The 20,480-nt window shown below is 73.5% G+C and carries 16 protein-coding genes; 11 read left to right on the forward strand and 5 right to left on the reverse strand.

Features of this window, described 5'->3' with window-relative positions; genetic code table 11:
- The first annotated feature begins 6 nt into the window (after window positions 1–6).
- Entirely contained in the window at window positions 7–1,662 is a 1,656-nt protein-coding gene (locus tag KW076_RS02675; protein ID WP_224356123.1) for a hypothetical protein, read from the forward strand.
- A 12-nt stretch (window positions 1,663–1,674) separates the two neighbouring features.
- On the opposite strand, the gene KW076_RS02680 is transcribed toward KW076_RS02675, so the two are convergent.
- From KW076_RS02680 to KW076_RS02690, 3 genes are all read right to left on the reverse strand, one after another.
- Complete coding sequence (locus KW076_RS02680) at window positions 1,675–5,052, reverse strand: beta-phosphoglucomutase family hydrolase (protein WP_224356124.1); 3,378 nt, start codon at window positions 5,050–5,052, stop codon at window positions 1,675–1,677.
- Window positions 5,053–5,451: 399 nt separating this feature from the next.
- Window positions 5,452–6,660, reverse strand: coding sequence for a methyltransferase domain-containing protein (locus KW076_RS02685; RefSeq protein WP_224356125.1), 1,209 nt, complete (start codon window positions 6,658–6,660; stop codon window positions 5,452–5,454).
- 17 nt (window positions 6,661–6,677) lie between these two features.
- Window positions 6,678–7,283, reverse strand: coding sequence for a HEAT repeat domain-containing protein (locus tag KW076_RS02690; RefSeq protein ID WP_224356126.1), 606 nt, complete (start codon window positions 7,281–7,283; stop codon window positions 6,678–6,680).
- A 109-nt stretch (window positions 7,284–7,392) separates the two neighbouring features.
- Here KW076_RS02690 and KW076_RS02695 point away from each other — a divergent pair, with 109 nt between their 5' ends.
- The 7 genes from KW076_RS02695 (at window position 7,393) to KW076_RS02725 (ending at window position 13,477) form a co-directional block, all read left to right on the forward strand.
- On the forward strand, window positions 7,393–8,349 hold the full coding sequence (locus KW076_RS02695) for an acyl-CoA thioesterase (protein WP_224356127.1): 957 nt from the start codon (window positions 7,393–7,395) through the stop codon (window positions 8,347–8,349).
- Window positions 8,350–8,417: 68 nt separating this feature from the next.
- Complete coding sequence (locus KW076_RS02700) at window positions 8,418–9,692, forward strand: phospholipase D-like domain-containing protein (protein WP_224356128.1); 1,275 nt, start codon at window positions 8,418–8,420, stop codon at window positions 9,690–9,692.
- A 348-nt stretch (window positions 9,693–10,040) separates the two neighbouring features.
- Window positions 10,041–11,492 (forward strand): MBL fold metallo-hydrolase, encoded by a 1,452-nt coding sequence (locus KW076_RS02705; protein WP_224356129.1) that lies wholly within the window; start codon window positions 10,041–10,043, stop codon window positions 11,490–11,492.
- A gap of 37 nt (window positions 11,493–11,529) precedes the next feature.
- Window positions 11,530–12,129, forward strand: coding sequence for a rhodanese-like domain-containing protein (locus tag KW076_RS02710; RefSeq protein ID WP_224356130.1), 600 nt, complete (start codon window positions 11,530–11,532; stop codon window positions 12,127–12,129).
- Window positions 12,129–12,893: a sulfite exporter TauE/SafE family protein gene (locus KW076_RS02715; RefSeq protein ID WP_224356131.1), complete on the forward strand. Its 765-nt coding sequence runs from the start codon at window positions 12,129–12,131 to the stop codon at window positions 12,891–12,893. Before KW076_RS02710 ends, KW076_RS02715 begins: the two co-directional genes overlap by 1 nt.
- 58 nt (window positions 12,894–12,951) lie before the next feature.
- Window positions 12,952–13,227, forward strand: coding sequence for a metal-sensitive transcriptional regulator (locus KW076_RS02720; RefSeq protein ID WP_224356132.1), 276 nt, complete (start codon window positions 12,952–12,954; stop codon window positions 13,225–13,227).
- A 55-nt stretch (window positions 13,228–13,282) separates the two neighbouring features.
- On the forward strand, window positions 13,283–13,477 hold the full coding sequence (locus KW076_RS02725; RefSeq protein WP_224356133.1) for a DUF8730 family Cys-rich protein: 195 nt from the start codon (window positions 13,283–13,285) through the stop codon (window positions 13,475–13,477).
- 93 nt (window positions 13,478–13,570) lie between these two features.
- Here the strand turns inward: KW076_RS02725 and KW076_RS02730 are convergent, their stop codons facing one another.
- Together KW076_RS02730 and KW076_RS02735 are read right to left on the reverse strand one after the other, a co-directional pair.
- A complete protein-coding gene (locus tag KW076_RS02730) occupies window positions 13,571–14,665 on the reverse strand; it encodes an acyl-CoA thioesterase (RefSeq protein WP_224356134.1) in 1,095 nt (364 codons plus the stop codon).
- A gap of 31 nt (window positions 14,666–14,696) precedes the next feature.
- Complete coding sequence (locus KW076_RS02735; RefSeq protein ID WP_224356135.1) at window positions 14,697–15,656, reverse strand: cation diffusion facilitator family transporter; 960 nt, start codon at window positions 15,654–15,656, stop codon at window positions 14,697–14,699.
- Window positions 15,657–15,730: 74 nt separating this feature from the next.
- Here KW076_RS02735 and KW076_RS02740 point away from each other — a divergent pair, with 74 nt between their 5' ends.
- The 3 genes from KW076_RS02740 to KW076_RS02750 all read left to right on the forward strand — a co-directional run bounded on the left by KW076_RS02740 (window position 15,731) and on the right by KW076_RS02750 (window position 20,477).
- The gene (locus tag KW076_RS02740) at window positions 15,731–16,585 is read left to right on the forward strand and encodes a TrmH family RNA methyltransferase (RefSeq protein ID WP_224356136.1); all 855 of its coding nucleotides are present in this window, start codon (window positions 15,731–15,733) and stop codon (window positions 16,583–16,585) included.
- A gap of 128 nt (window positions 16,586–16,713) precedes the next feature.
- A complete protein-coding gene (locus KW076_RS02745) occupies window positions 16,714–18,471 on the forward strand; it encodes an ABC transporter ATP-binding protein (protein ID WP_224356137.1) in 1,758 nt (585 codons plus the stop codon).
- Window positions 18,468–20,477 (forward strand): ABC transporter ATP-binding protein, encoded by a 2,010-nt coding sequence (locus tag KW076_RS02750; RefSeq protein ID WP_224356138.1) that lies wholly within the window; start codon window positions 18,468–18,470, stop codon window positions 20,475–20,477. The genes KW076_RS02745 and KW076_RS02750 overlap by 4 nt, the downstream gene beginning before the upstream one ends.
- Window positions 20,478–20,480: the final 3 nt, after the last annotated feature.

Raw genomic sequence — 20,480 nt, forward strand, 5'->3', positions numbered from 1 at the left:
CCGCCCATGAGCCCCACCCTCGCCGCCCCCGTCGGGACCGGCCATCACGCCGTCCCCCGGCCCGTCCCGGCCCCGGACGCGGGGTGGTCACGGGCCGCTCCCGCCCCGACTCCGCGCCGTCGCCTCAGCCTGCTGGCGGACCTGCGCTGCGCGGAGCTCCTCACCTCCCTGGGTCTGCGCATGTCCCTGCGCTCGGCGCGGCTGCTGCTCACGGTGGCGGCGGTCGCCGGGCCGGTGCTCCTGGTGCTCGCGGCGTTCGCCGGGGCACGGTTCACGGCCCTGGTGCTGCCCCCGGGGGGGACCCTGGAGGCGCTGTCCGTGACCGTCCTGCCGCTGCTGTGCGGGCTGTCCCTGGGAGGTGTGATCCTGGCGGAGGCCGTGGGGCGGCAGCGGGAGACCGTCTCCGGCCATCCGAACATCCCGTACTTCCGCGCCCTGGACGTCCCGGCCACCCTGGTGCACGCGGTCTACGCGCTGCCCCGACTGCTCACGGCGGGCACCGTGTGGACGTGCGTGGGGGCGGGCGTTCTCGTGGCCTGCCTCAGCACGACGTCGGACGCCTCACCGTGGTGGGCGGCCGGCACGGCGCTGCTGGTCCTGCTGCCCGTGGCCCTCACGGCCGTCGCGTCGGCGGTGTCCCTGGCCGTCGCCTCCCGCCCACCCCGCGCCGGGGGGCCCGGGGTCCTGGCCGTCGGCGTCGGTGCCGCGGCGCTCGGTGCGTTCGCGGGGGCGGGGCTCGGCCGTCTGGCTGCGGGAGCGGCCAGCCGACCCGGCCGGCGCCCGGGGGAGGTCTCACCGGTCACCGCGGTGCCGGGGCAGGAGCACGGAGTCGTGCTGCTGGCGGGCGGCGTCCTGCTCCTCGTCCTCGCCCTGGTCGGGGTGGCCGCCGGGCGCCGCCGCCTGCGTGCCCGCTCCTTCCCGCTCGCCGCGGCCGACCCCGTCCGCCTGCGCCGGCGGTCCGCGCCCGGCGGCGGTGCGCTCTCCTGGGCGTGGATGCTGTGGCGTCAGCGCCGAGGCTCCACCCGGTGGGCCGCGGAGCGTCGGGTGCTGTGGGGTCTGGCGCTCGTGGCCGGGGCCGCGGCCGGGGCCCGGGCCGTGGGCGTGGGCCGACTGGACGCCTCCCTGGCGGGGCTGCCGCACTCGCCGCTGCTGGAGGGCGACCCCGTGGGCGCCGTCCACACCGTGCTCGTGCTGGGCCTGACCATGGTGGGTGTGGCCCTCGGCGAGACCGCCCACGGCGACCTCGGGCGGCACCGCTTCGGCCGGCACCTGCGCCAGGCTGTGGAGCTCGGCGCCCCGCTCGGGGTCACCGTGCGGGGCTGGATGCTGGCGTTGCTGGGTCCGGCCCTGCTGGGCGGGGTGTGTGCGGGGGTCGCTGCCGTGCTGGTGTGGCCGCCGGTCGGGGTGCTCGCCCCGGCCCTGGTGCTCGGCGGGGTGGGGGCCACGGTCCTGGCGGACCACCTCCTGCCCCCGCCGCGTACCGCGGACGGCGGAGTCGGGGAGGGGATGCTGACGGCCTTGCTGGCCCTGGTGCTGGCCTCCGGTCCTGCCGCCCTGCTGCTGGCGGGCGCCGGCCCCCTGGCGACGGCGGCCGGCGTCGCCCTCCTCCTCGTGGGCGCGGCGGCCTGCCTGGCCCGGCGTCTGTGCGTGCTGACCCCCTGAGCGCGGGCTGGTTCAGCCCAGCGCCACCGTGACCTCACCGCCGGGCTCGAGCGTGTGCTCCCGGCCCGCGATGACCATCGGCACCTCGTGCCACATGCCCTCGCCGGCCGTCACCGTGACGTCCCGCTGGGTCATGTGGATGACCACGGGCTGCTGGTGGTACCGGATGGTGAACCGGGCGCCGGGCAGCTGGCGCGGCAGGCGCGGGTCCAGGCGGACGACGTCGTCGCGCGTCTCCAGCCCGGAGTAGCAGCGGATGACGGTGTCCACGGTGCCGGCCATCAGGCCCAGGTGGATGCCCTCGCGGGTGGTGCCGCCCTGGGTGTCGGACAGGTCGGACTCCAGCGCCTCGGTGAAGAGGTCCCAGGAGCGGTCCGGGTCCGTGCGGGCCGCCACCCAGGCGTGCACCAGGCGGGACAGGGTGGAGCCGTGGGTGGAGCGCGCCTCGTAGTACTCCACGGTGCGCTCCAGCGCCTCCTGGTGCAGCTCGTAGCCCATGCGGCCAAGGATCTGCTCCAGCTCCGCACCGGAGAACAGGTAGGGGAGCATCAGGGTGTCGGCCTGCTTGGAGAGCTTGTACCGGTTGGTGGCGTCGCCCTCGGACTGCAGGATCAGGTCCATGCGGCCGATGTTCCCGTACTTGGCTCGGTAGCCCTCCCAGTCGAACTCGAGCAGGTCCTGGTAGCCCTCGAACTGCGCCAGGATGCCGGCCTCGGGGCCCTCGGTGAAGAACGGCACGGTGAGCTTGGCGGCGATCTCCTCCCAGCGGGCGATCTCCTCCTCGGTGACCTCCATGACCTCCGGCAGGCCGTCGTCGAGGGTGTCCAGCCAGCGCAGCAGGCGGGCGGTCTCGGAGAGCACCCAGGAGGTGAGCACGTTGGTGTACGCGTTGTTGCGCAGGCCGGAGCCGGGGGTCTCCGGGTAGCCGTCATGGAACTCGTCCGGGCCCATGACGCCGTGGATCTCGTACCGGCCGGTCTCCGCGTTGTGCAGGGTCATGGACGTGAAGAACCGGGAGATCTCGACGAGCATCTCGGCGGCGTAGTCCGAGATGAAGGAGGCGTCCTTGGTGATCTCGATGTACCTCAGCACGGAGTACGCGATGTCCAGGGAGACGTGGCGCTGGTTGTGGGAGTTGTCCGGCATCCACATGTGGGAGCGCGGGTTCCACAGCTCGGCGGGGGTCTCCTCGCGGCCGTCCGAGCCGGACTGCCACGGGTACATGGCGCCGGCCCAGCCCTCGGCCTGCGCGTTGGCCCGGGCCTCGTTGAGGCGGCGGTAGCGGTACATGAGGATGCCGCGGGTGATCTCCGGGCGGCGCAGCGTGAGCATGGGGTAGACGAAGATCTCGTCCCAGAAGATGTGGCCGCGGTAGCCCTCGCCGTGCAGGCCGCGCGCCCCCACGGAGGCGTCCAGGTCGCGGCGCTTGCCGAACGCGGTCTGCAGCACGTGGTACGTGTGCAGGTTCAGGGCGAGCTGCTGGCGCAGGGAGGCGCCGTCCTTGCCCATCGTGGCGGCGGAGCCGACGGACGCGGAGCGCCCGGCCTCGAACACGGGCGCCTCGAACTCCTCGCCCTCGGCGAGCACGGCGGTGGAGCGGCGCTGGTTGCGGTGCTCCTCCGCGAGGTCGATCCGCACGGAGAAGCGGTCCCAGTTCATGCCCCAGCGCTGCTCGTGCAGGGTCAGCAGGTTGCGGAAGTTCTGGGCGCGCTGGACCTTCTTGATCGCCGACGCGTCGACGGAGGCGAGCGCGTGGTCGTGGGTGTTGGCCACGGCGGCGACCTTCTCCAGCACCAGCGGCACGTCCTGCTCGACGTGCAGGTGGATGTCCTGGCCCACCATGAGGTCCGAGCCCTCCACGGGGCGGCGGATCGGCTGGTGGTGGCCCTTGGGCGCCATCTGGCGGGTGCGCGCGGCGACGGCCACGTGCACGCGGGACTGGCTGGTGACGGTCTCCAGCAGGAGGGTCTCGCCGTCCACCTCGCGCGCCGCCACGGGCTCGAGGTGCTGGTTGGCGAGCGTGCGGTCGTCGGAGACGTTGAGGTTGGCCACGCGCCCGTCGACGAGCGTGCGCACCACCAGGTCGCCGGACCAGTTCTCCGCCTCCACGGTCAGCTCGATGGCGCCGAGGTGGCGGTCCGCGAGGGACTGGAACTGGCGGGTGTGCAGGGTGGTGATGCGGCCCTGGGCGTCCTCGAAGCGCATGGAGCGGGAGAGCACGCCGCGGCGCAGATCCATCTCCTGGTGGTAGTCCAGGAGCGTCTCCTCGCCCGGGATCAGCGGCCTGCCGCCCGCGGGGATGACCTGCAGCGGGGTCCAGTCCTGCATGTTCACCATGTGCTCGGTCTCCACCTGGCGCCCCTGCACCATGGAGGTCAGCCGGTTGAAGACGCCGGCCAGGTAGGTGCCGGGGTAGTGCACGTCGGAGATCCGGGTGCCGGGGATGGAGCCGCGGGTGCCCCAGTAGCCGTTGGCGAGCGTGCAGAGGACCTCGCGGGTGCCCTCGGTGGCGGGGTCGAAGTGGTCCCAGCGCAGCACCCAGGCGGCGTCGAACGGTGCGGTGGTGCGGTCGGCCAGGCGGAGGGTGCCGTAGTCCTTCACCACGATGTGCGCGCCGGCGTCCTTGAGGCGGGGCTTGCCGCCCTCGCCGTGCTCGCGGTCCACGCCGATCACGAGGCCGAACCGGCCGTCCGCGGCGGCCTTCACGCCGGAGACGGCGTCCTCGAGGACCATCGCGTCCGCGACGTCGACGCCGAGCTCGCGGGCGGCCTCCCAGAACATGGCGGGGTCGGGCTTGCCGGGCAGGCCGCGCTCGATCGCGGTGTGCCCGTCCACGATCACGGGGAAGTAGTCCAGGACGCCGCCGGCGGTGAGGACGGCGCGGGAGTTCTTGGAGGAGGTCACCAGGGCCACGGGCACGCCCTTGTCGCGCAGCTTCTCCAGCAGGTCGGTGGCCTCGGGGAACACGCGCACGCCGTCCCGCTCCAGGACCTTCTCGAAGAAGCCCTGCTTGCGCTCGGCCAGGGCGAGCACGGTCAGGTCGACGGGGGCGTCGGCGTCGTCGACCTCCGGCACGGTGAGCCCGCGGGAGGCGAAGAAGGCGCGCACGCCGTCCTCGCGGGGGCGCCCGTCCACGTGGTGCAGGTAGTCGGCCTCCGGGTCGAAGGGGCGCAGGACCCCCGGGTCGGCGGCGACGGCGGCCCGGTTGGCGTCCAGCGCGCCGACGGCGGGCAGGGCCTGGTCGAAGAGCTCCTTCCACGCCGCGGCGTGCACGCCGGCGGTGTCCGTGATGACGCCGTCCATGTCGAAGATCACCGCGCGGTAGCGGCGGAGGCGGTGGCGGCGGGCGTTGCGGTCCTGCTGGTCCACGGGGGTGAGGGTCTGCGTCACGCGAGGAAGGCCTTTGCTCTCGGAGGCGGGGTGTGCGGGCGCGTCGGACGCGCCGGAACGGCGGTTCCGGGGCGCCGTCGCCGGCCGGGAATGCTTGAGGCCCAGCCTACGGGCGGGGCGGCGCCCGCGGGGAAGGGGTCGGGGGCCGGTGGGGGTGAGTCCGGTCACGGGACCGGTGTGCAGGAATGACGACGCCGGCGGGACCGGGCGGCCGGATCTGCGTTGCCAGGGAATTGCCAGCCTTCACCCCGGGTCCCTCCATGTCCGGGTCGTACGGTGGAACCACTTCATCGAGGTGCGAGCGATGAAGGTGCGAGTGATGACAGATCGAGGGCCCCGGACGGCGAATCCGGGGCCCTCGGTCACTCCAGGCCTCCCGTGCCGGGCGCCGGTGCACCCTCAGCGCCGGGCCAGCAGCACCAGCGTCTCGGCGTGGCCGGTCTGTGGGAACATGTCGAACACCTGCGCCCGCGCCACCCGGTAGGACGGCATCGCCGTGAGGTCCGTGGCCAGCGTGGCCGCGTTGCAGCTGGAGTACAGCACGAACGGCACCCCCGACTCCTCGAACCGGCCCGCCAGCTCGGCTCCGATGCCGCGCCGCGGCGGGTTCACGACGACGGCGTCCGGCCGCGTCCCGCCCGGCGCCGCCAGCGCCGTCGTCGCGTCGCCGGCGGTGAAGCGCACGCGCTCGGCCACGCCGAGCTCGGCGGCCGCCTCCCGTGCGGCCTCGATCGCCTCCGCGCTCACCTCGAGCCCCCAGGCCTCGGCGACGCCCGCGCCGCCCTCGGCCACCGGCCGCGCCAGGTGGAACGCGAAGCCGCCCACGCCGCAGTACAGGTCCCAGGCCCGCTCCACGGGCGTCCCCCCCTCTGCCGCGGCCTCGGCCAGCCAGGCCGCCGCCGTCGCGTAGAGCCGCTGGGTGATGTCCGTGTTCGTCTGGAAGAACCCCTGCGGGCGCAGCCGCAGCCCGATCCCGTTGAGCTCCATGCGCAGCGTCGCGTCCCCGGCCAGGTGCACCTCCTCGGGCCCCTCGGGCAGGGCCACGTGCTCGGGGTGCAGGTTCGCCGTCACGACGGCGGCCGGCGTGCCGAGCGCCGCGAGGGCCTCCCGCAGTGCGGGGACCTCGGGGCGCAGTGCCTCCAGCCGGTCCGCCGAGCGCAGCACGAAGCGGACCATGAGCTCGCGGTCGGGGGAGCGGGTGACGATCACGTTCTTCAGCTCGCCGGTGCGCGCCGCCACGTCGTACGGCTCGAGCCCGGCCGCCGTCACCGCGCCCGCGATCGCGTGGAACGCCGCCTCCATGCCGTCCTCGTAGAGCCCGCAGTCGCGCAGGTCCACGCCTGTGCCGTCGTGGTGCCGCGGGTGTTGGCGCGGGTCCAGGATGCCCAGGCGCGGGGCCGCCGCCGTGCCGGTCACCACGAGCTTGGCCTTGTTGCGGAACCCGGACTCCGCCGACGCCGCGGGCGCCTCCCAGCGCGTGCGCGCGTCCGTGGCCTCGGCCAGCCGGGCGCGGACGGCCGCGTCCTTGTCCGCCAGCTGCGCGCCGTACGGCACGCCCATGAGGGCACAGGACCGGCACTCGCCGGCGTCGAAGTGGGGGCACTGCATCGGGTCCGGGCCTCCGCTCAGGCCTGCGGGGTCGGGTCGAGCTCCGGGCGGTCCAGGCGCGCCGCCAGGTGGGCCAGCGCCAACTCGGCCGCCGTGGCCAGCTCCGGATCCACGTCCATCACCAGGGCGCTCAGCACCGGCTCCACCGCGGAGAGGTCCTCCGCCCGGGCCAGGGCGCCCAGGGCCGACGCCGCGGCCTCCCGCACCTGCGGGTCCGCGTCCGACGCGCGGGCCGTCACCGCCTCCACGAGCGCCCGGCCCGCCTGGGCGTCCGCACGCAGCCGGTCGGCGCGGGCGGCCAGCACCAGCAGGGCCGCGGCGCGGACCTCGGGCTCGGGGGCGTCGAGCGCGGCCGCCAGGGCGCCGGCCGCGCCACGGTGCCAGACCACGCCGAGGGCCAGGGCGCCGGTCGCGCCGGGGGTGAGCTCGCCGTCGTCGCCGATCAGGTCCCGGGCCGCACCCGAGGTGACGTCCTCCGGCGTGGGGGCGCCCGTCAGCAGGCGCACCGCCAGGCCGGCGACGGCGGCCTCACCGCGCGCGGAGACCGCCGCCTCCACGCGCCGGGCCAGGCGCGTGTGCGGGGTCTGCGGCTCGACGGGCAGGGGGAGGTCGCGGGAAGTCATGTCCGCCATTCTCCCGCACCGCCGGGACGGTCGCAGGCCCGTCGTCCATCGGGCTCTCCGGCAGTGACCACCGTCACAGTGGAGGAGGCGGCGGTGATACGTTCGACTCATGATGCGTTCCGGTGCCCTGTCCCTCGACTTCCGGGCGGACAGCTTCGACCACCCCTCGGGTCTGGTGGACGCGGGCACCGCCATCGGCTGGATCGACAAGGTGGGCTACGCCGTCGCCGCGTCCTGGTCCGGGACCTACGTGCGCGCCCGCTACATGGGCACCATGCAGTTCCGCCACCCCGTCCCCGTGGACATGCGCGTCACCGTGCAGGGCCGGGTGGTCCGCACCCACGGCGCCGCGGTCCACGTCCAGCTCCGCCTGCTGCTGCCCGAGGTCCTCGACGACGACGGCCGCCCCGTCGTCTCCACCTCGACGCTCTCCGTGTACTACGCGGAGGAGGACGGCCAGATGCTCCAGGTGCCCGAGTGGACGCCCTCGACCCCCGACCAGATCGAGCGCGACGAGCGGGCGCGGGTGTCCAGCGTGGAGCGCCGCGGGATCGAGCAGGTCATGGCCCGGCTGCCGTTCCCCGAGCCCGGGCAGGAGCACGAGGAGATGACCACCCTCGCGTTCATCGCGCCCATGGCCGAGGCGTCCGTGGGCGGGACCGTGGCAGCCGGCGCCGTCATGCGCTGGCTGGACGAGGCGGCCGGCGTCTGCGCCGCCCGCTGGACCGGGCACGAGAACGTGGTGGCGGTGTTCGCCGGCGGCGTCCGGTTCGTCCGCCCCGTGAAGGTGGGCGACCTGGTGCGCGTGGACGCCCTGCTGGTCCACACCTCCGAGCGCTCCATGCACGTGGCGCTGCGCGTCCACGCCGGCCCCCGCCACCAGCGGGACCATCGGCTCGTCGCGCACTCGATCGCCGTGATGGTCGACGTCACACGTGAGGGCCGCGCGGAGTCCGTGCGCCCCTACGCCCCCGGGTCGCCGGCGGCCCACCGCCTGGAGGAGTCCGCCGTGGAGCTGGTGCGGCTGCGCTCCGAGGCCGGCGCGGTGTGGTCGGACCCGTCCTGACGGCGTCCCGGCCGGATCCCGGGCCCGTCCTGCTGTCCCCGCGGGGCGCGCGTTCGTAGACTGCGGGAATGGAGACCCCTCGCCCCGCCGCGCCCGCCCGTCAGGAGTCCGTGGTGGGGTACGCCCTGCGGCGGGCCGCCGTAGCCGGGACCACCGCGTTCGTGGGCGTCCCCCTGGCCACCGCGGTGGCCGTGTCCGCGTACGACGCCTTCAAGCACCGCGGTCGCAAGCTGCGCCCGGCCGAGCGCCCCGGCACGTTCCAGGCCCAGGTCGGCCCGGACGCCCTGACCATCTACACCGCCGGCGACGACGTCTACGACGCCATGATCCAGGCCATCGACGACGCGCGGGAGACCGTGAAGTTCGAGACGTTCATCTGGAAGGACGACGCCACCGGGCAGCGCTTCGTGGACGCCCTGAACCGGGCGGCGGCGCGCGGGGTGCAGGTGTGGGCCTCCTACGACGGGTTCGGGAACCTCCTGATCCCGCCGTCGTTCTACCGGCAGTTCGACCCGCGGGTGCGGGTGTTCCGCCTGCCCGCGTTCGCCCGCCCGCTGTGGCGGGGCGTGGTCCGCTACAGCGGGTTCAACCACTCGAAGATCCTCACCGTGGACGGGCGCGTGGGATTCGTGGGCGGCTACAACGTGGGCGACCTCTACGCGGCGCACTGGCGGGACACGCACCTGCGTGTGGAGGGCCCGGCCGTCTGGGGTCTGGAGCACTCCCTCTCCGTGCTGTGGAACGAGGGCTACACGGACATGGCGGAGATGCCGTGGACGCGCCCGGAGGAGTGGGAGGAGCGCACCGTGGTGGCGGCGAACCTGCCCACGCAGCTGGTGTATCCCATCCGCAACACGTACCTGAACGCGATCGCGCGGGCGCAGGACCACATCTACATCTCGACGCCGTACTTCGTGCCCGACCGCCAGGTGCTGGACGCCCTCAAGGAGGCGGCCCGCCGCGGCGTGGACGTGCAGGTGCTGGTGCCGAAGGACTCGAACCACGTGGTCGCGGACTGGGTCTCGCGGGGCTTCTACTCGGAGATGCTGGACGCAGGGATCACGATCCTGCTCTACGCGGCGGGCATGATCCACGCGAAGACCGCGACGATCGACGGGCGGTGGGCCACCGTGGGCACCGCGAACATCGACCGCCTGTCCCTGTCCTTCAACTACGAGACGAACGTGTCCGTGGTGGACCGCGACTTCGCCGCCCGCATGGAGGACGTGTTCCGCGCCGACGCCGCGCGGTCCGAGCGGATCCAGTCGCCGCGCTGGAAGGACCGCCACGGCCTGGCCCGCGTGGTCGAGAAGCTCCTGGTGCCGCTGCGCCCGCTCATGTGAGCTGAGCCGCCCCCGACCACCCCGCTTTCGTTCGCAAAACGGACGGCGCGCCCTCCGGTTTCGTGTGTGAAACGGACGACGCGCCGCCTGCTTTCGTGCGTGACGTCGACGCCGGGTCGCACCGTGCCACCAGGGTGCGGCCCGGCGTCGTGGTGTGTGGCGTCCCTGTCACGCACGACAGTGCGCGACACGCCGTCCGTTTCGCGCACGAAAACGCTGGGCGGGGAGGGTCCGTTGCATACCCCCTTGGGTATGTACTACCGTCGCGTGCACATACCCCAGGGGGTATCTACCGAAGCCGGCTGAACGCCGTCGCCCCCGCACCATCCACGTCCCAGGAGGACCGCCATGCTGCTCGAGCGCATCTACGACGAGGACCTGTCCCAGGCCAGCTACTTCATCGGCTGCCAGGCGAAGAACGAGGCGATCGTGGTCGACCCCCGCCGCGACGTGCAGGAGTACCTGGACCTCGCCGCCCACCACGGCATGACCATCACCCACGTCACCGAGACCCACATCCACGCGGACTTCCTCTCCGGCACCCGCGAGCTCGCCGCCCGCACCGGCGCCCAGATCCACCTCTCCGGCGAGGGCGGCGAGGACTGGACCTACGGCTTCGAGGGCCACCTCCTCCACGACGGCGACACCATCCAGCTCGGCAACATCACCGTCCAGGCCATGCACACCCCGGGCCACACCCCGGAGCACCTGAGCTACCTGGTCACCGACGGCGCGTTCGCCGCGGCTCCCGGCTACTACCTCACCGGCGACTTCGTGTTCTCCGGCGACCTCGGCCGCCCCGACCTGCTGGACGAGGCTGCCGGCCTCCAGGACACTCGCTTCGCCGGCGCCACACAGCTCTTCCAGTCCCTGAAGGAGAAGTTCGTCAACCTGCCGGGCCATGTGCAGGTCTTCCCGGGCCACGGCTCCGGCTCCGCCTGCGGCAAGGCCCTCGGTGCCCTGCCCTCCACCACCGTCGGCTACGAGTCCACCTACGCCTGGTGGGCCGAGTACGTGGAGAACGACGACGAGCAGGGCTTCGTCGGCGAGCTGCTCGACGGCCAGCCCGACGCCCACGCCTACTTCGCCCGCATGAAGAGGCAGAACAAGCAGGGCCCGGCCGTCCTCGGCGAGCTGACCCCGCTGGCCGAGCTGACCGGCGAGCAGGCCGTGGCGCGCGTGTCCGCCGGCGACGTCCTCGCGGACACCCGCCCCGTGGACCAGATCCACGCGGGCACCGTGCCCGGTGCCCTGGCCCTGCCGGCCAAGGACAAGACCGCCACCCACATCGGCTGGGCCTACGACCCGGAGTCCGACGACGCCGCGATCATCCTGCTGGCCGACGCCCAGGACGACGCCGAGCAGATCCGCGCCCACCTGATCCGCGTGGGCGTGGACGCCGCGGACGCGTTCGTCACCTCCCTGGACGCCTTCGACCTGCGGCCCACCGCCGTCATCTCCCCCGAGGAGCTGGAGCGGCGCATCCAGGACGGTGGGGTCGTCCCCGCCACCGCGGACGCCGCCCCCGCCGAGGACGGCCTGGCCCTGCTCGACGTGCGCAACCGCACCGAGCACGCGGACGGCACCGTGCCGGCGTCGGACGACGCCGAGGCCGCCCAGCTCAGCGCGGGCAAGGTGCTCTTCCACCAGGACCAGCTGCCGAAGGAGGCGACGATCGTGACCTTCTGCCAGTCCGGCCTCCGCAACGTGGTGGCCGCCCAGGCCCTGCGCCGTGCCGGTTTCGACGTGGTGGAGCTCGACGGCTCCCACCTCGGCTGGCTGGGCCGGTCGCAGGCCTGATCCCCACCTTCCCGACCTCCGACTCCCAAGGAGCACCATGACCGTCAACGTCACCCCGATCACCCCCGCCGATCTCCAGCGCGAGCTGGCCCAGCACCCCGACACCGTCGTGATCGACGTGCGCACCCCCGGCGAGTTCGAGGCCCAGCACATCGCCGGCTCGTACAACGTGCCGCTCGATCTCATCCAGGAGCACGCCGCCGAGGTGGCGGCCCGCCTGGACGGCAAGGCCGTGCTCGTCTGCCAGTCCGGCAGCCGCGCCGGCACCGCCCTGGACCGCCTGGCCGAGGCCGGCTTCACCCAGGCCCGCGTGCTGCGCGGCGGCATCGGCGCCTACGCCCAGGCCGGCGGCAGGGTGTCCGGCACCGGCTCCCGCTGGTCCATGGAGCGTCAGGTCCGCATGACGGCCGGCTCCCTCGCGCTGGCCGGGGCCGTGGCCTCCCAGCTCGGGCCGAAGCGGTTCGGCCTGGTGCCCGCCGCGATCGGTGCGGGCCTGTCCTGGTCCGCCGTATCCAACACGTGCGCCATGGCCTCGGTGCTCTCGACGATGCCGTGGAACCGCCCCACGGAGCAGCGCTCCGCGGACCAGGTCCTGGGTGCGCTGCCGGGTGCCGACGCGGACGGGGCGCGCGGCTGATGGTTCCCCTTGCCCTCTTGGTGGTGCTGGCCGCCGTCGTCGGCCTGCTGCTGGGGCTGATGGGCGGCGGCGGGTCCATCCTGACCGTGCCGCTGCTGACCCTGACGGCCGGGATGGACCCCCAGGAGGCCATCGCGGGCTCGCTCGTGATGGTCGGGGCCTCCTCCCTCGTGGCGGCGCTCGTCCACGCGACGCGCGGGGCGGTGGCCTGGCGCACGGGCCTCACCTTCGGGGCGGCCTCCATGGTGGGCGCCCTGGCCGGCGGGTTCGTCGGCCGGGACCTGCCGGGGCCGGTGCTGATGGTCGGTTTCGCAGTGATCATGCTGATCAGCGCGGTCAAGATGATCCGTCCCCGCCGGAAGGGCGCCGGGCACGACGACGCCGCGCCCGTCCCGCTGGGCCGCGTCCTGCTGCAGGGCGTGGGCGTCGGCCTCATCACGGGTGTGGTGGGCGCGGGCGGCGGCTTCCTGATCGTGCCGGCGCTCGTGCTGCTGGCCCGGCTGCCGATGCCGGTGGCCGTGGGCACCTCGCTGCTCGTGATCGCCATGAACTCCGCCATGGGCCTCGTCAGCCAACTGGGCGCCACGGCCCTGGACTGGGCCGTGCTGGGGCCGATGGCGGCCGCGGCGGCGGCGGCCGGCGTCGTGGGCGTGGTGCTGGCGCACCGGGTGCCGGCGGCGGCGCTCAAGCGCGGCTTCGGCTGGTTCGTGCTGGCGATGGGCGTGCTCATCCTGGCGCAGCAGGCGCTCGAACTGCTCCCTTGACACCCCCGGGGGTATCCTTCCCCTGATCCCCGACTTCATCCCCGTGAAAGGACCCGCCGTGCGCACCGCCGACGCCGAGACCCAGCGCAAGATCCTCAACCGCCTCAAGCGGGCCCGTGGCCAGCTCGACGCCGTCATCCGTGAGGTCGAGGGCGAGGGCTCGTGCCGCGACGTGGTCACCCAGCTCTCCGCCGTCTCCACGGCACTGGACCGCGCCGGCTTCGCGATCGTCTCCTCCGCCATGAAGAACTGCGTGGCGGACCCGGAGAAGGCCCGCGAGGACGAGGGCCTCACCGTGGAGGAGCTGGAGAAGCTCTTCCTCTCCTTGGCCTGACCCCCGCTCAGACATCCCCCTGACCACTCGTCTCCGTCCGAAAGGAACCCCCACCATGTGCCGTCCTGCGACCTGCGACGTCTGCGGCAAGACCACCTGGGCCGGCTGCGGCCAGCACGTCGACTCCGTGAAGGCCTCCGTCCCCGCCGGCCAGTGGTGCGACGGCCGGCACACCCCGGCCGAGCAGGCCGCCGCCCGGAAGGACGCGCCCGCCCGGGGCGGCCTCCTGGCCACGCTGTTCGGCCGCTGAGCCGCCCGGGCGGCACGCCCGCCCGACCCCGCATCCGACCACGACGACAGCGGGCCGCCTCCCCCGGGAGGGCGGCCCGCCGTCGTCGTCGGCTCAGTGCTCGCCGCGGTCCGGGCCCTCGCCGCGCTCCCGCAGCAGGTGGTCGGGCAGGCGGTTGCCCGGCGCCTTCGCGCGGATCTCCAGCAGGGTGCGGGCGTGGGCCCAGAGGGCGCGGTCCTCGTCGGTGACGGGCTTCCAGGCGGGCACGGGGACGGCGTCGCCGTGCTCGTCGCGGGCGACCATCACGGTGAGGCAGTTCGTGGTGAGCTGCAGGTCGTCGGTCTTGGGGTCCCCGGAGCGCACGTCCACGGCCACGTGCATGCCCTTGTTGCCCGTGTAGATCAGGCGGGCCTCCACCTCCACGAGGTCGCCGATATGCAGAGGCTTGAGGAAGCGGATGCCGCCGGAGAACACGGCCACCGTATCCCGCCCGGCCCAGCGCGAGGAGCACAGGTAGGCGGCGGTGTCGATCCACTCCATCACCGTGCCGCCGTGCACCTTGCCGCCCCAGTTGACGTCCGTGGGGGCGGCCAGGAAGCGCAGCACCACGCGCTCGGCGGTGCCGGCGTCGGTATGCCGCTGCGTCTTCATGGCGGCGGAGATCTCGTTGCGCACCGCGATCCGGGAGATCGCCCAGTCCCGCGCGAGCTCCTGCTCCAGGGAGCGCGGCACGAACTCGGGCACCGGCACGGGGCGCCCGTCCTCGCCCACGGCCACGAAGACGACGAGGCAACGCGCCGCCTCGGTGAGCTCGCCGGTCTTGGGGTCGCCGGAGCGGACGGTGGTGCTGATGTGCATGGACGAGGAGCCCGTGTGGAGGACGCTCGCGGTGACCTCCACCATCTGCCCGACCTCCACGGCCTGCCTGAAGTGGATGTTGCCCACGTAGACGGTCACGCAGTAGCGGCCCGCCCAGGCGGTGGCCGCGGCGAACGCCGCCTTGTCCACCCACTCCAGGACGCGGCCCGCGTCCACGGTGCCCGAGTGCCCCAGGTCGGTCGGGGCGGCCAGGAAGCGCAGGGTCACCTCGCGGCGGCGCTCGACGACGGGCGTGGCCGGCTCCGTCGGGGAGGCGGGGGCCGGCACGGGGCCGGGGGAGGGGCGCGCGGCGTCGGTCGAGGCGGGGGTGCGGGCGGCGTCGTCGGTCATGGGGCCATGATGCCCGCTCCCCCCGGTGGCGTCAGGGATGCGCCGTGTGATGGGCGTCGTCCGCGGCGATGGCGGCCGTCTCCAGCTGGAATGTGGAGTGCGGCACCGCCAGCGGGAAGTGCTCGCGGGTGCACTCGCGGAGCTGCTCGAGGATCTGCGCGGCGTGCCCATCGGTGAAGCAGCCGTCCTCCACCACCACATGGGCCGTGAGCACCGGGAGCCCGGTGGCGACCGTGGAGGCGTGCAGGTCGTGGACCTCCAGCACGTGCTCGACCTCCAGCAGGTGGGTGCGCACCTCGTCGAGGTCGAGGCCCTCCGGGGTGAACTCCAGCAGCACCCGCAGCGTCTGCCGCAGCAGGGACACCGCCCGGGGGACGATCAGCACCACGATCAGCAGGCCGGCCACGGCGTCCGCGCGGGTCCACCCGGTGACCGCGACGACGGCGGCCGCCGCGATCACGCCCAGCGAGCCCAGGGCGTCGTTGACCACCTCCAGGAACGCCGCCCGCATGCTCAGGTTGGCCCCGCGGGAGGAGGCGAGCACGGCCGCCGCCGCCAGGTTCGCGGCGAGGCCGAGCACGCCGAACAGGAGCATCCCGGTGCCGTCCACCGCCGGGGGCTCCACCAGCCGGCGCACCGCCTCGACGGCGGAGTAGGCGCCCACGAGCAGCAGCAGCGCCGCCTGGCCCAGGGCGGCCACGACCTCCAGGCGACGCAGCCCCCAGGTGCGCCGCGGCGTCGCCGGACGCGCCATGAGGATCGCGGCGACGAGGGCGACCGCCAGCCCGGAGGCGTCGGTGACGGCGTGGGCGGTGTCCGTGAGCAGGGCCAGCGAGCCGGTCAGGGCCGCGCCCACCGCCTGCGCGAGGACCACGGTCCCCGCCAGGGCCAGGGCGATCCACAGGCGCCGCCGCAGGGCCGGGTCCGCGGCGGCCTCCTCCGGCGAGGGGCCGTGCGCGTGGTCGTGGTGGTGCTCGTGAGGGGTGGACATCGGGCTCCTCCTCGGGGTCGTTCCGACCCTACTGCGGCCCTGTGCCGTCCGGGCCCCCGCCTAGGATAGCGGACATGTCCTCCGAGTCCCCCGCACAGCCCGCCTCCGCCGACCAGCCCGCCGAGGCTCCCGCCGGTGTCATCGTCGACCCGAAGGACGCCCGCCTCCGCAAGGTCCGCGAGCTGCTCAAGGGGAAGAACAAGGCCTCGCGCGCCATCATCGTGGACGACGAGGAGAACCTCCTTGCCGCCCTCGCCGCCGGCGTCGAGCTGTTCACCGTCTTCCACGGGGAGGACGCCGAGCTGCCCGCCGCGCTCGCGGCCGTCCTGCCCGCGGACCAGGACGTGCAGGTCGTCTCCACGCACGCCGCCAAGGAGCTGTTCGGCGTCGAGCGCCGCTCGCGGGTCTTCGCCCTGGCCCGCCGTCCCAAGCCGCTGACGGTGGCGGAGGTGCTGGAGCACCCCGGGGACGTGCTCGTGCTGGACGGGGTGAAGCTGATGGGCAACATCGGCGCGATCACGCGTTCGGCGCGCGCCCTGGGCGCCGCGGGCCTGGTCCTGGTGGACGCGGACCTCGCCTCCGTCACGGACCGCCGCCTCATCCGCGCCTCCCGCGGCATGGTGTTCTCCCTGCCGGTGGCGCTGGCCTCGGCGGACGACGTCGCCGCGCAGCTGGCCGAGGCCGGCGTCCCGCTGGTCTCGCTGGACCTGGGCTCGGAGAAGGCCCTAGACTCCGTGGCGGAGATCCCCGGGCGCGTGGCGCTGTTGCTCGGCTCGGAGAAGCACGGGCCCTCCGCCCGGCTCGCCGAGACGGCCGAGCACACCGTCAGCATCACGATCCACCCCGAGGTGGAGTCCCTGAACGTCTCCGTCTCCGCCGCGCTGGCGCTCTACGAGCGCCGCGCGTCGAACCCGCTCCCGCAGGCCTGACGCCCGGGTCACGGCCCGGCGTGCCGAGCGCCCCAGGCCGCCGGAGTGCTTCAGGCGTTCTCTCTTCCCAGGTGTGTGTCGCCTGACCGCACCCCGCCCGCCCCGTCCACGCCTCGCGAGGGAGTCCCATGCTCTGGACCCTGCTGCGCCGCCACCTGAACCCCTACGCGGGCGCCGTGACGGCGGTGATCGTGCTGCAGCTGGTCAGCACGCTCGCCATGCTCTACCTGCCCAGCCTCAACGCCAGGATCATCGACGAGGGCGTGGCCCGCGGGGACACCGCCCGGATCTGGGACCTGGGCCTCGTCATGCTCGGCGTGGCCGCGGTGCAGGTGGTCGCCGCGATCAGCGCGGTCTGGTTCGGCGCGAAGGCGTCCATGGGCGTGGGCCGCGACCTGCGCCGCGCCGTGTACACCCGGGTGGACGGGTTCTCCGCGGAGGAGCTGGGCCGGTTCGGCGCGGCCACCCTCATCACCCGCGGAACCAACGACGTCAACCAGGTGCAGATGCTCACCCTGATGGCCCTGAACTTCATGGTGGCGGTGCCCATCATGGCGGTCGGCGGCATCGTCATGGCCGTCCGCGAGGACGCCGGGCTCTCCTGGCTGGTGTGGGTGTCCGTGCCGCTGCTGCTGGTCATCGTCGGGTTCATCGTGTCCCGCCTGATGCCCCTGTTCCAACGCATGCAGGACGACATCGACGCCGTCAACGGCGTCATGCGCGAGCAGGTCATGGGCATCCGCGTGGTGCGGGCCTTCGTCCGGCAGGACCACGAGGCGGCCCGCTTCACGGACGCCAACCAGGCGTTGACGGACACCTCCGTGAGGATCGGCCGGCTGTTCGTGCTGCTGGGTCCGGTGATCACCATGGTGCTGCACCTGGCCACCGCGGCCGTGCTGTGGTTCGGCGGGCACCGGGTGGACCAGGGACTCGTGCAGATCGGCTCCCTGACGGCGTTCATGCAGTACCTCCTGCAGATCCTCATGGCCGTGATGATGGGCACCTTCATGATGATGATGCTCCCGCGCGCCGTGATCTCCGCCCGCCGCATCGGCGAGGTCCTGGACACCGCCCCCACCCTCGGCGAGCCGGTGCACCCGGTGACCCCCGAGCGTCGGGAGGGCCGCGTGGAGCTGCGGGACGTGACCTTCGCGTACCCGGGCGCCGAGGCGCCCGTCCTGGACGGGGTGTCCTTCACCGCGGAGCCCGGCACCACGACGGCGATCATCGGCGCCACCGGCTCCGGCAAGTCCACGCTGGTCAACCTCATCCCGCGCCTCTACGACGCCACGTCCGGGCAGGTGCTGGTGGACGGCGTGCCCGTCACCGACCTGGCCCGCGCCGAGCTGACCGACGCCGTGGCGATCGTCCCGCAGAAGCCGTACCTGTTCTCCGGGACGGTCCGGGACAACATGCGCTTCGGCGCCCCCGAGGCCACCGACGAGCAGATCTGGGCGGCGCTCGAGACCGCGCAGGCCGCGGACTTCGTGCGCGAGCGCACCACCGGCGAGGGGGAGACCGCCGCGTCCGGCCTGGACTCGAGCCTGTCCCAGGGCGGCACGGACGTCTCCGGCGGCCAGCGCCAGCGCCTGTCCATTGCCCGCGCCCTCGTCGCGGACCCCCGGATCCTCCTCTTCGACGACTCCTTCTCCGCGCTCGACGTCACCACCGACGCGACGCTGCGGGCCGCCCTGGACGCGAGCGCCGCGCAGACGACGCGCGTCGTCGTCGCCCAGCGGGTGGCCACCATCACCGACGCCGACCAGATCGTGGTGCTGGAGGCCGGCCGCGTGGTGGGGCGCGGCACCCACGCCGAGCTGCTGGCCGGCAACGAGACCTACCGGCAGATCGTGGACTCCCAGGTCCGTGAGGAGGAGCTGGCATGAGCGAGCAGCTGACCGACCAGGAGATCGTCGAGCTGCAGGAGTCCGGGGCCACCGACGAGTGGGGCGGCGGTCCCGGCCGCAAGGCCAAGGCGTTCTGGCCCTCCGCGAAGCGCCTGCTGGGCCTGTTCCGCACCGAGAAGGCCGGGCTCGCGCTCGTGGCCGCCATGGTGCTCGTGGCCGTGGTGTTCAACGTGTGGGCGCCGCACGTGCTCGGCCGCGCCATGGACGTGCTGTTCGGTGGCGTGATCTCCAAGGGGATGCCCGCCGGCGTGAGCCGGGAGCAGGTCATCGAGGGCCTGCGCGGGCAGGGTCAGGGCCAGGCCGCGGACATGCTCTCCGGCATGGACTTCACGCCCGGCCAGGGGATCGACTTCGACGCCCTCGCCCGGCTGATCCTCACCGTGCTCGGCATGTACGTGGTGGCCCAGGGCTTCATGTGGCTGCAGGGCCGCGTCCTCAACGACGTCGTCATGCGGATCGTCTTCCGCCTGCGCGAGCAGATCGAGGCCAAGCTGAACCGGCTGCCCCTGAGCCACTTCGACACCCGCCAGCGCGGCGACCTGCTCTCCCGCGCCACCAACGACGTCGACAACGTCCAGCAGGCCATGCAGCAGGCGTTCGCCACGCTCGTGTACTCGGTGCTGACCATCTTCGGCATCGTCGGGATGATGTTCTGGCTGTCCTGGGAGCTGGCCTTGATCGCCCTGATCGCGCTGCCCGTGGCCGGCGTCGTGGTCGGCGTGGTCGGCAAGAAGTCCCAGGCCCTGTTCACGGCGCAGTGGCGCGAGACCGGCCGGCTCAACGGGCACATCGAGGAGTCCTTCACCGGGCACGAGCTGGTCACCGTGTTCGGCCGGCAGCGGGACATGGCCGAGCGCTTCGACGAGCGCAACGACGCCATGTACGAGGCCTCCTTCAAGGCCCAGTTCTACTCCGGGATGATCATGCCGATCATGCAGTGGGTGAACTGGCTGGGCTACGTGGGCATCGCCGTCGTGGGCGGCCTGCGCGTGGCCAACGGCCAGATGACCCTGGGCGCCGTGACCGCGTTCATCCAGTACTCCCGCGAGTTCAACCAGCCGCTGGGCCAGGTGGCCGGCATGTCCAACATGCTGATCTCCGGCGTGGCCTCGGCCGAGCGCATCTTCGAGCTGCTCGACGAGCCGGAGGAGGAGCCGGACGACGTCGTCGCGGCCCGGGCGGACGACGACGTCGCCCACCTCCCGCAGCCCGTGGCGGGGCGCGTGGAGTTCGAGCACGTGCGCTTCTCCTACACGGAGGCGAAGCCGCTCATCACGGACCTGAACCTGGTGGCGGAGCCGGGGCAGACGATCGCGATCGTGGGCCCCACCGGCGCGGGCAAGACCACGCTGGTGAACCTCATCATGCGGTTCTACGAGGTGGACGGCGGTCGCATCCTGCTGGATGGCGTGGACACCCGCCGGGTGCCGCGCCAGGAGCTGCGCGCGGCCACGGGCATGGTGCTGCAGGACGCGGTACTGTTCGGCGGCACCATCCGGGAGAACATCCGGTACGGCCGGCTGGAGGCCACGGACGAGGAGGTCCTCGCGGCGGCGAAGGCCACCTACGTGGACCGCTTCGTCCACACGCTCCCGGACGGCTACGACACCGTGATCGAGCAGGATGCCTCGAACATCTCCGCGGGCGAGCGGCAGCTCATCACCATCGCCCGCGCGTTCCTCGCCCAGCCGTCCCTGCTCATCCTGGACGAGGCGACCTCCTCCGTGGACACCCGCACCGAGGTGCTCGTGCAGCAGGCCATGGCGGCGCTGCGCAACGACCGCACGTCCTTCGTGATCGCCCACCGCCTGAGCACCATCCGCGACGCGGACGTGATCCTGGTGATGGAGCACGGGGACATCGTGGAGCAGGGTTCGCACGAGGAGCTCCTGGCCGCCCGGGGCGCGTACCACCGGCTCTACACGAGCCAGTTCCGGGGCGGGGAGGACGAGCACCACGACGACGGCGCGCCCGCCTCGCGCTAGGGC

The sequence above is a fragment of the Micrococcus porci genome (assembly GCF_020097155.1).
Taxonomy (GTDB): Bacteria; Actinomycetota; Actinomycetes; order Actinomycetales; family Micrococcaceae; genus Micrococcus; species Micrococcus porci.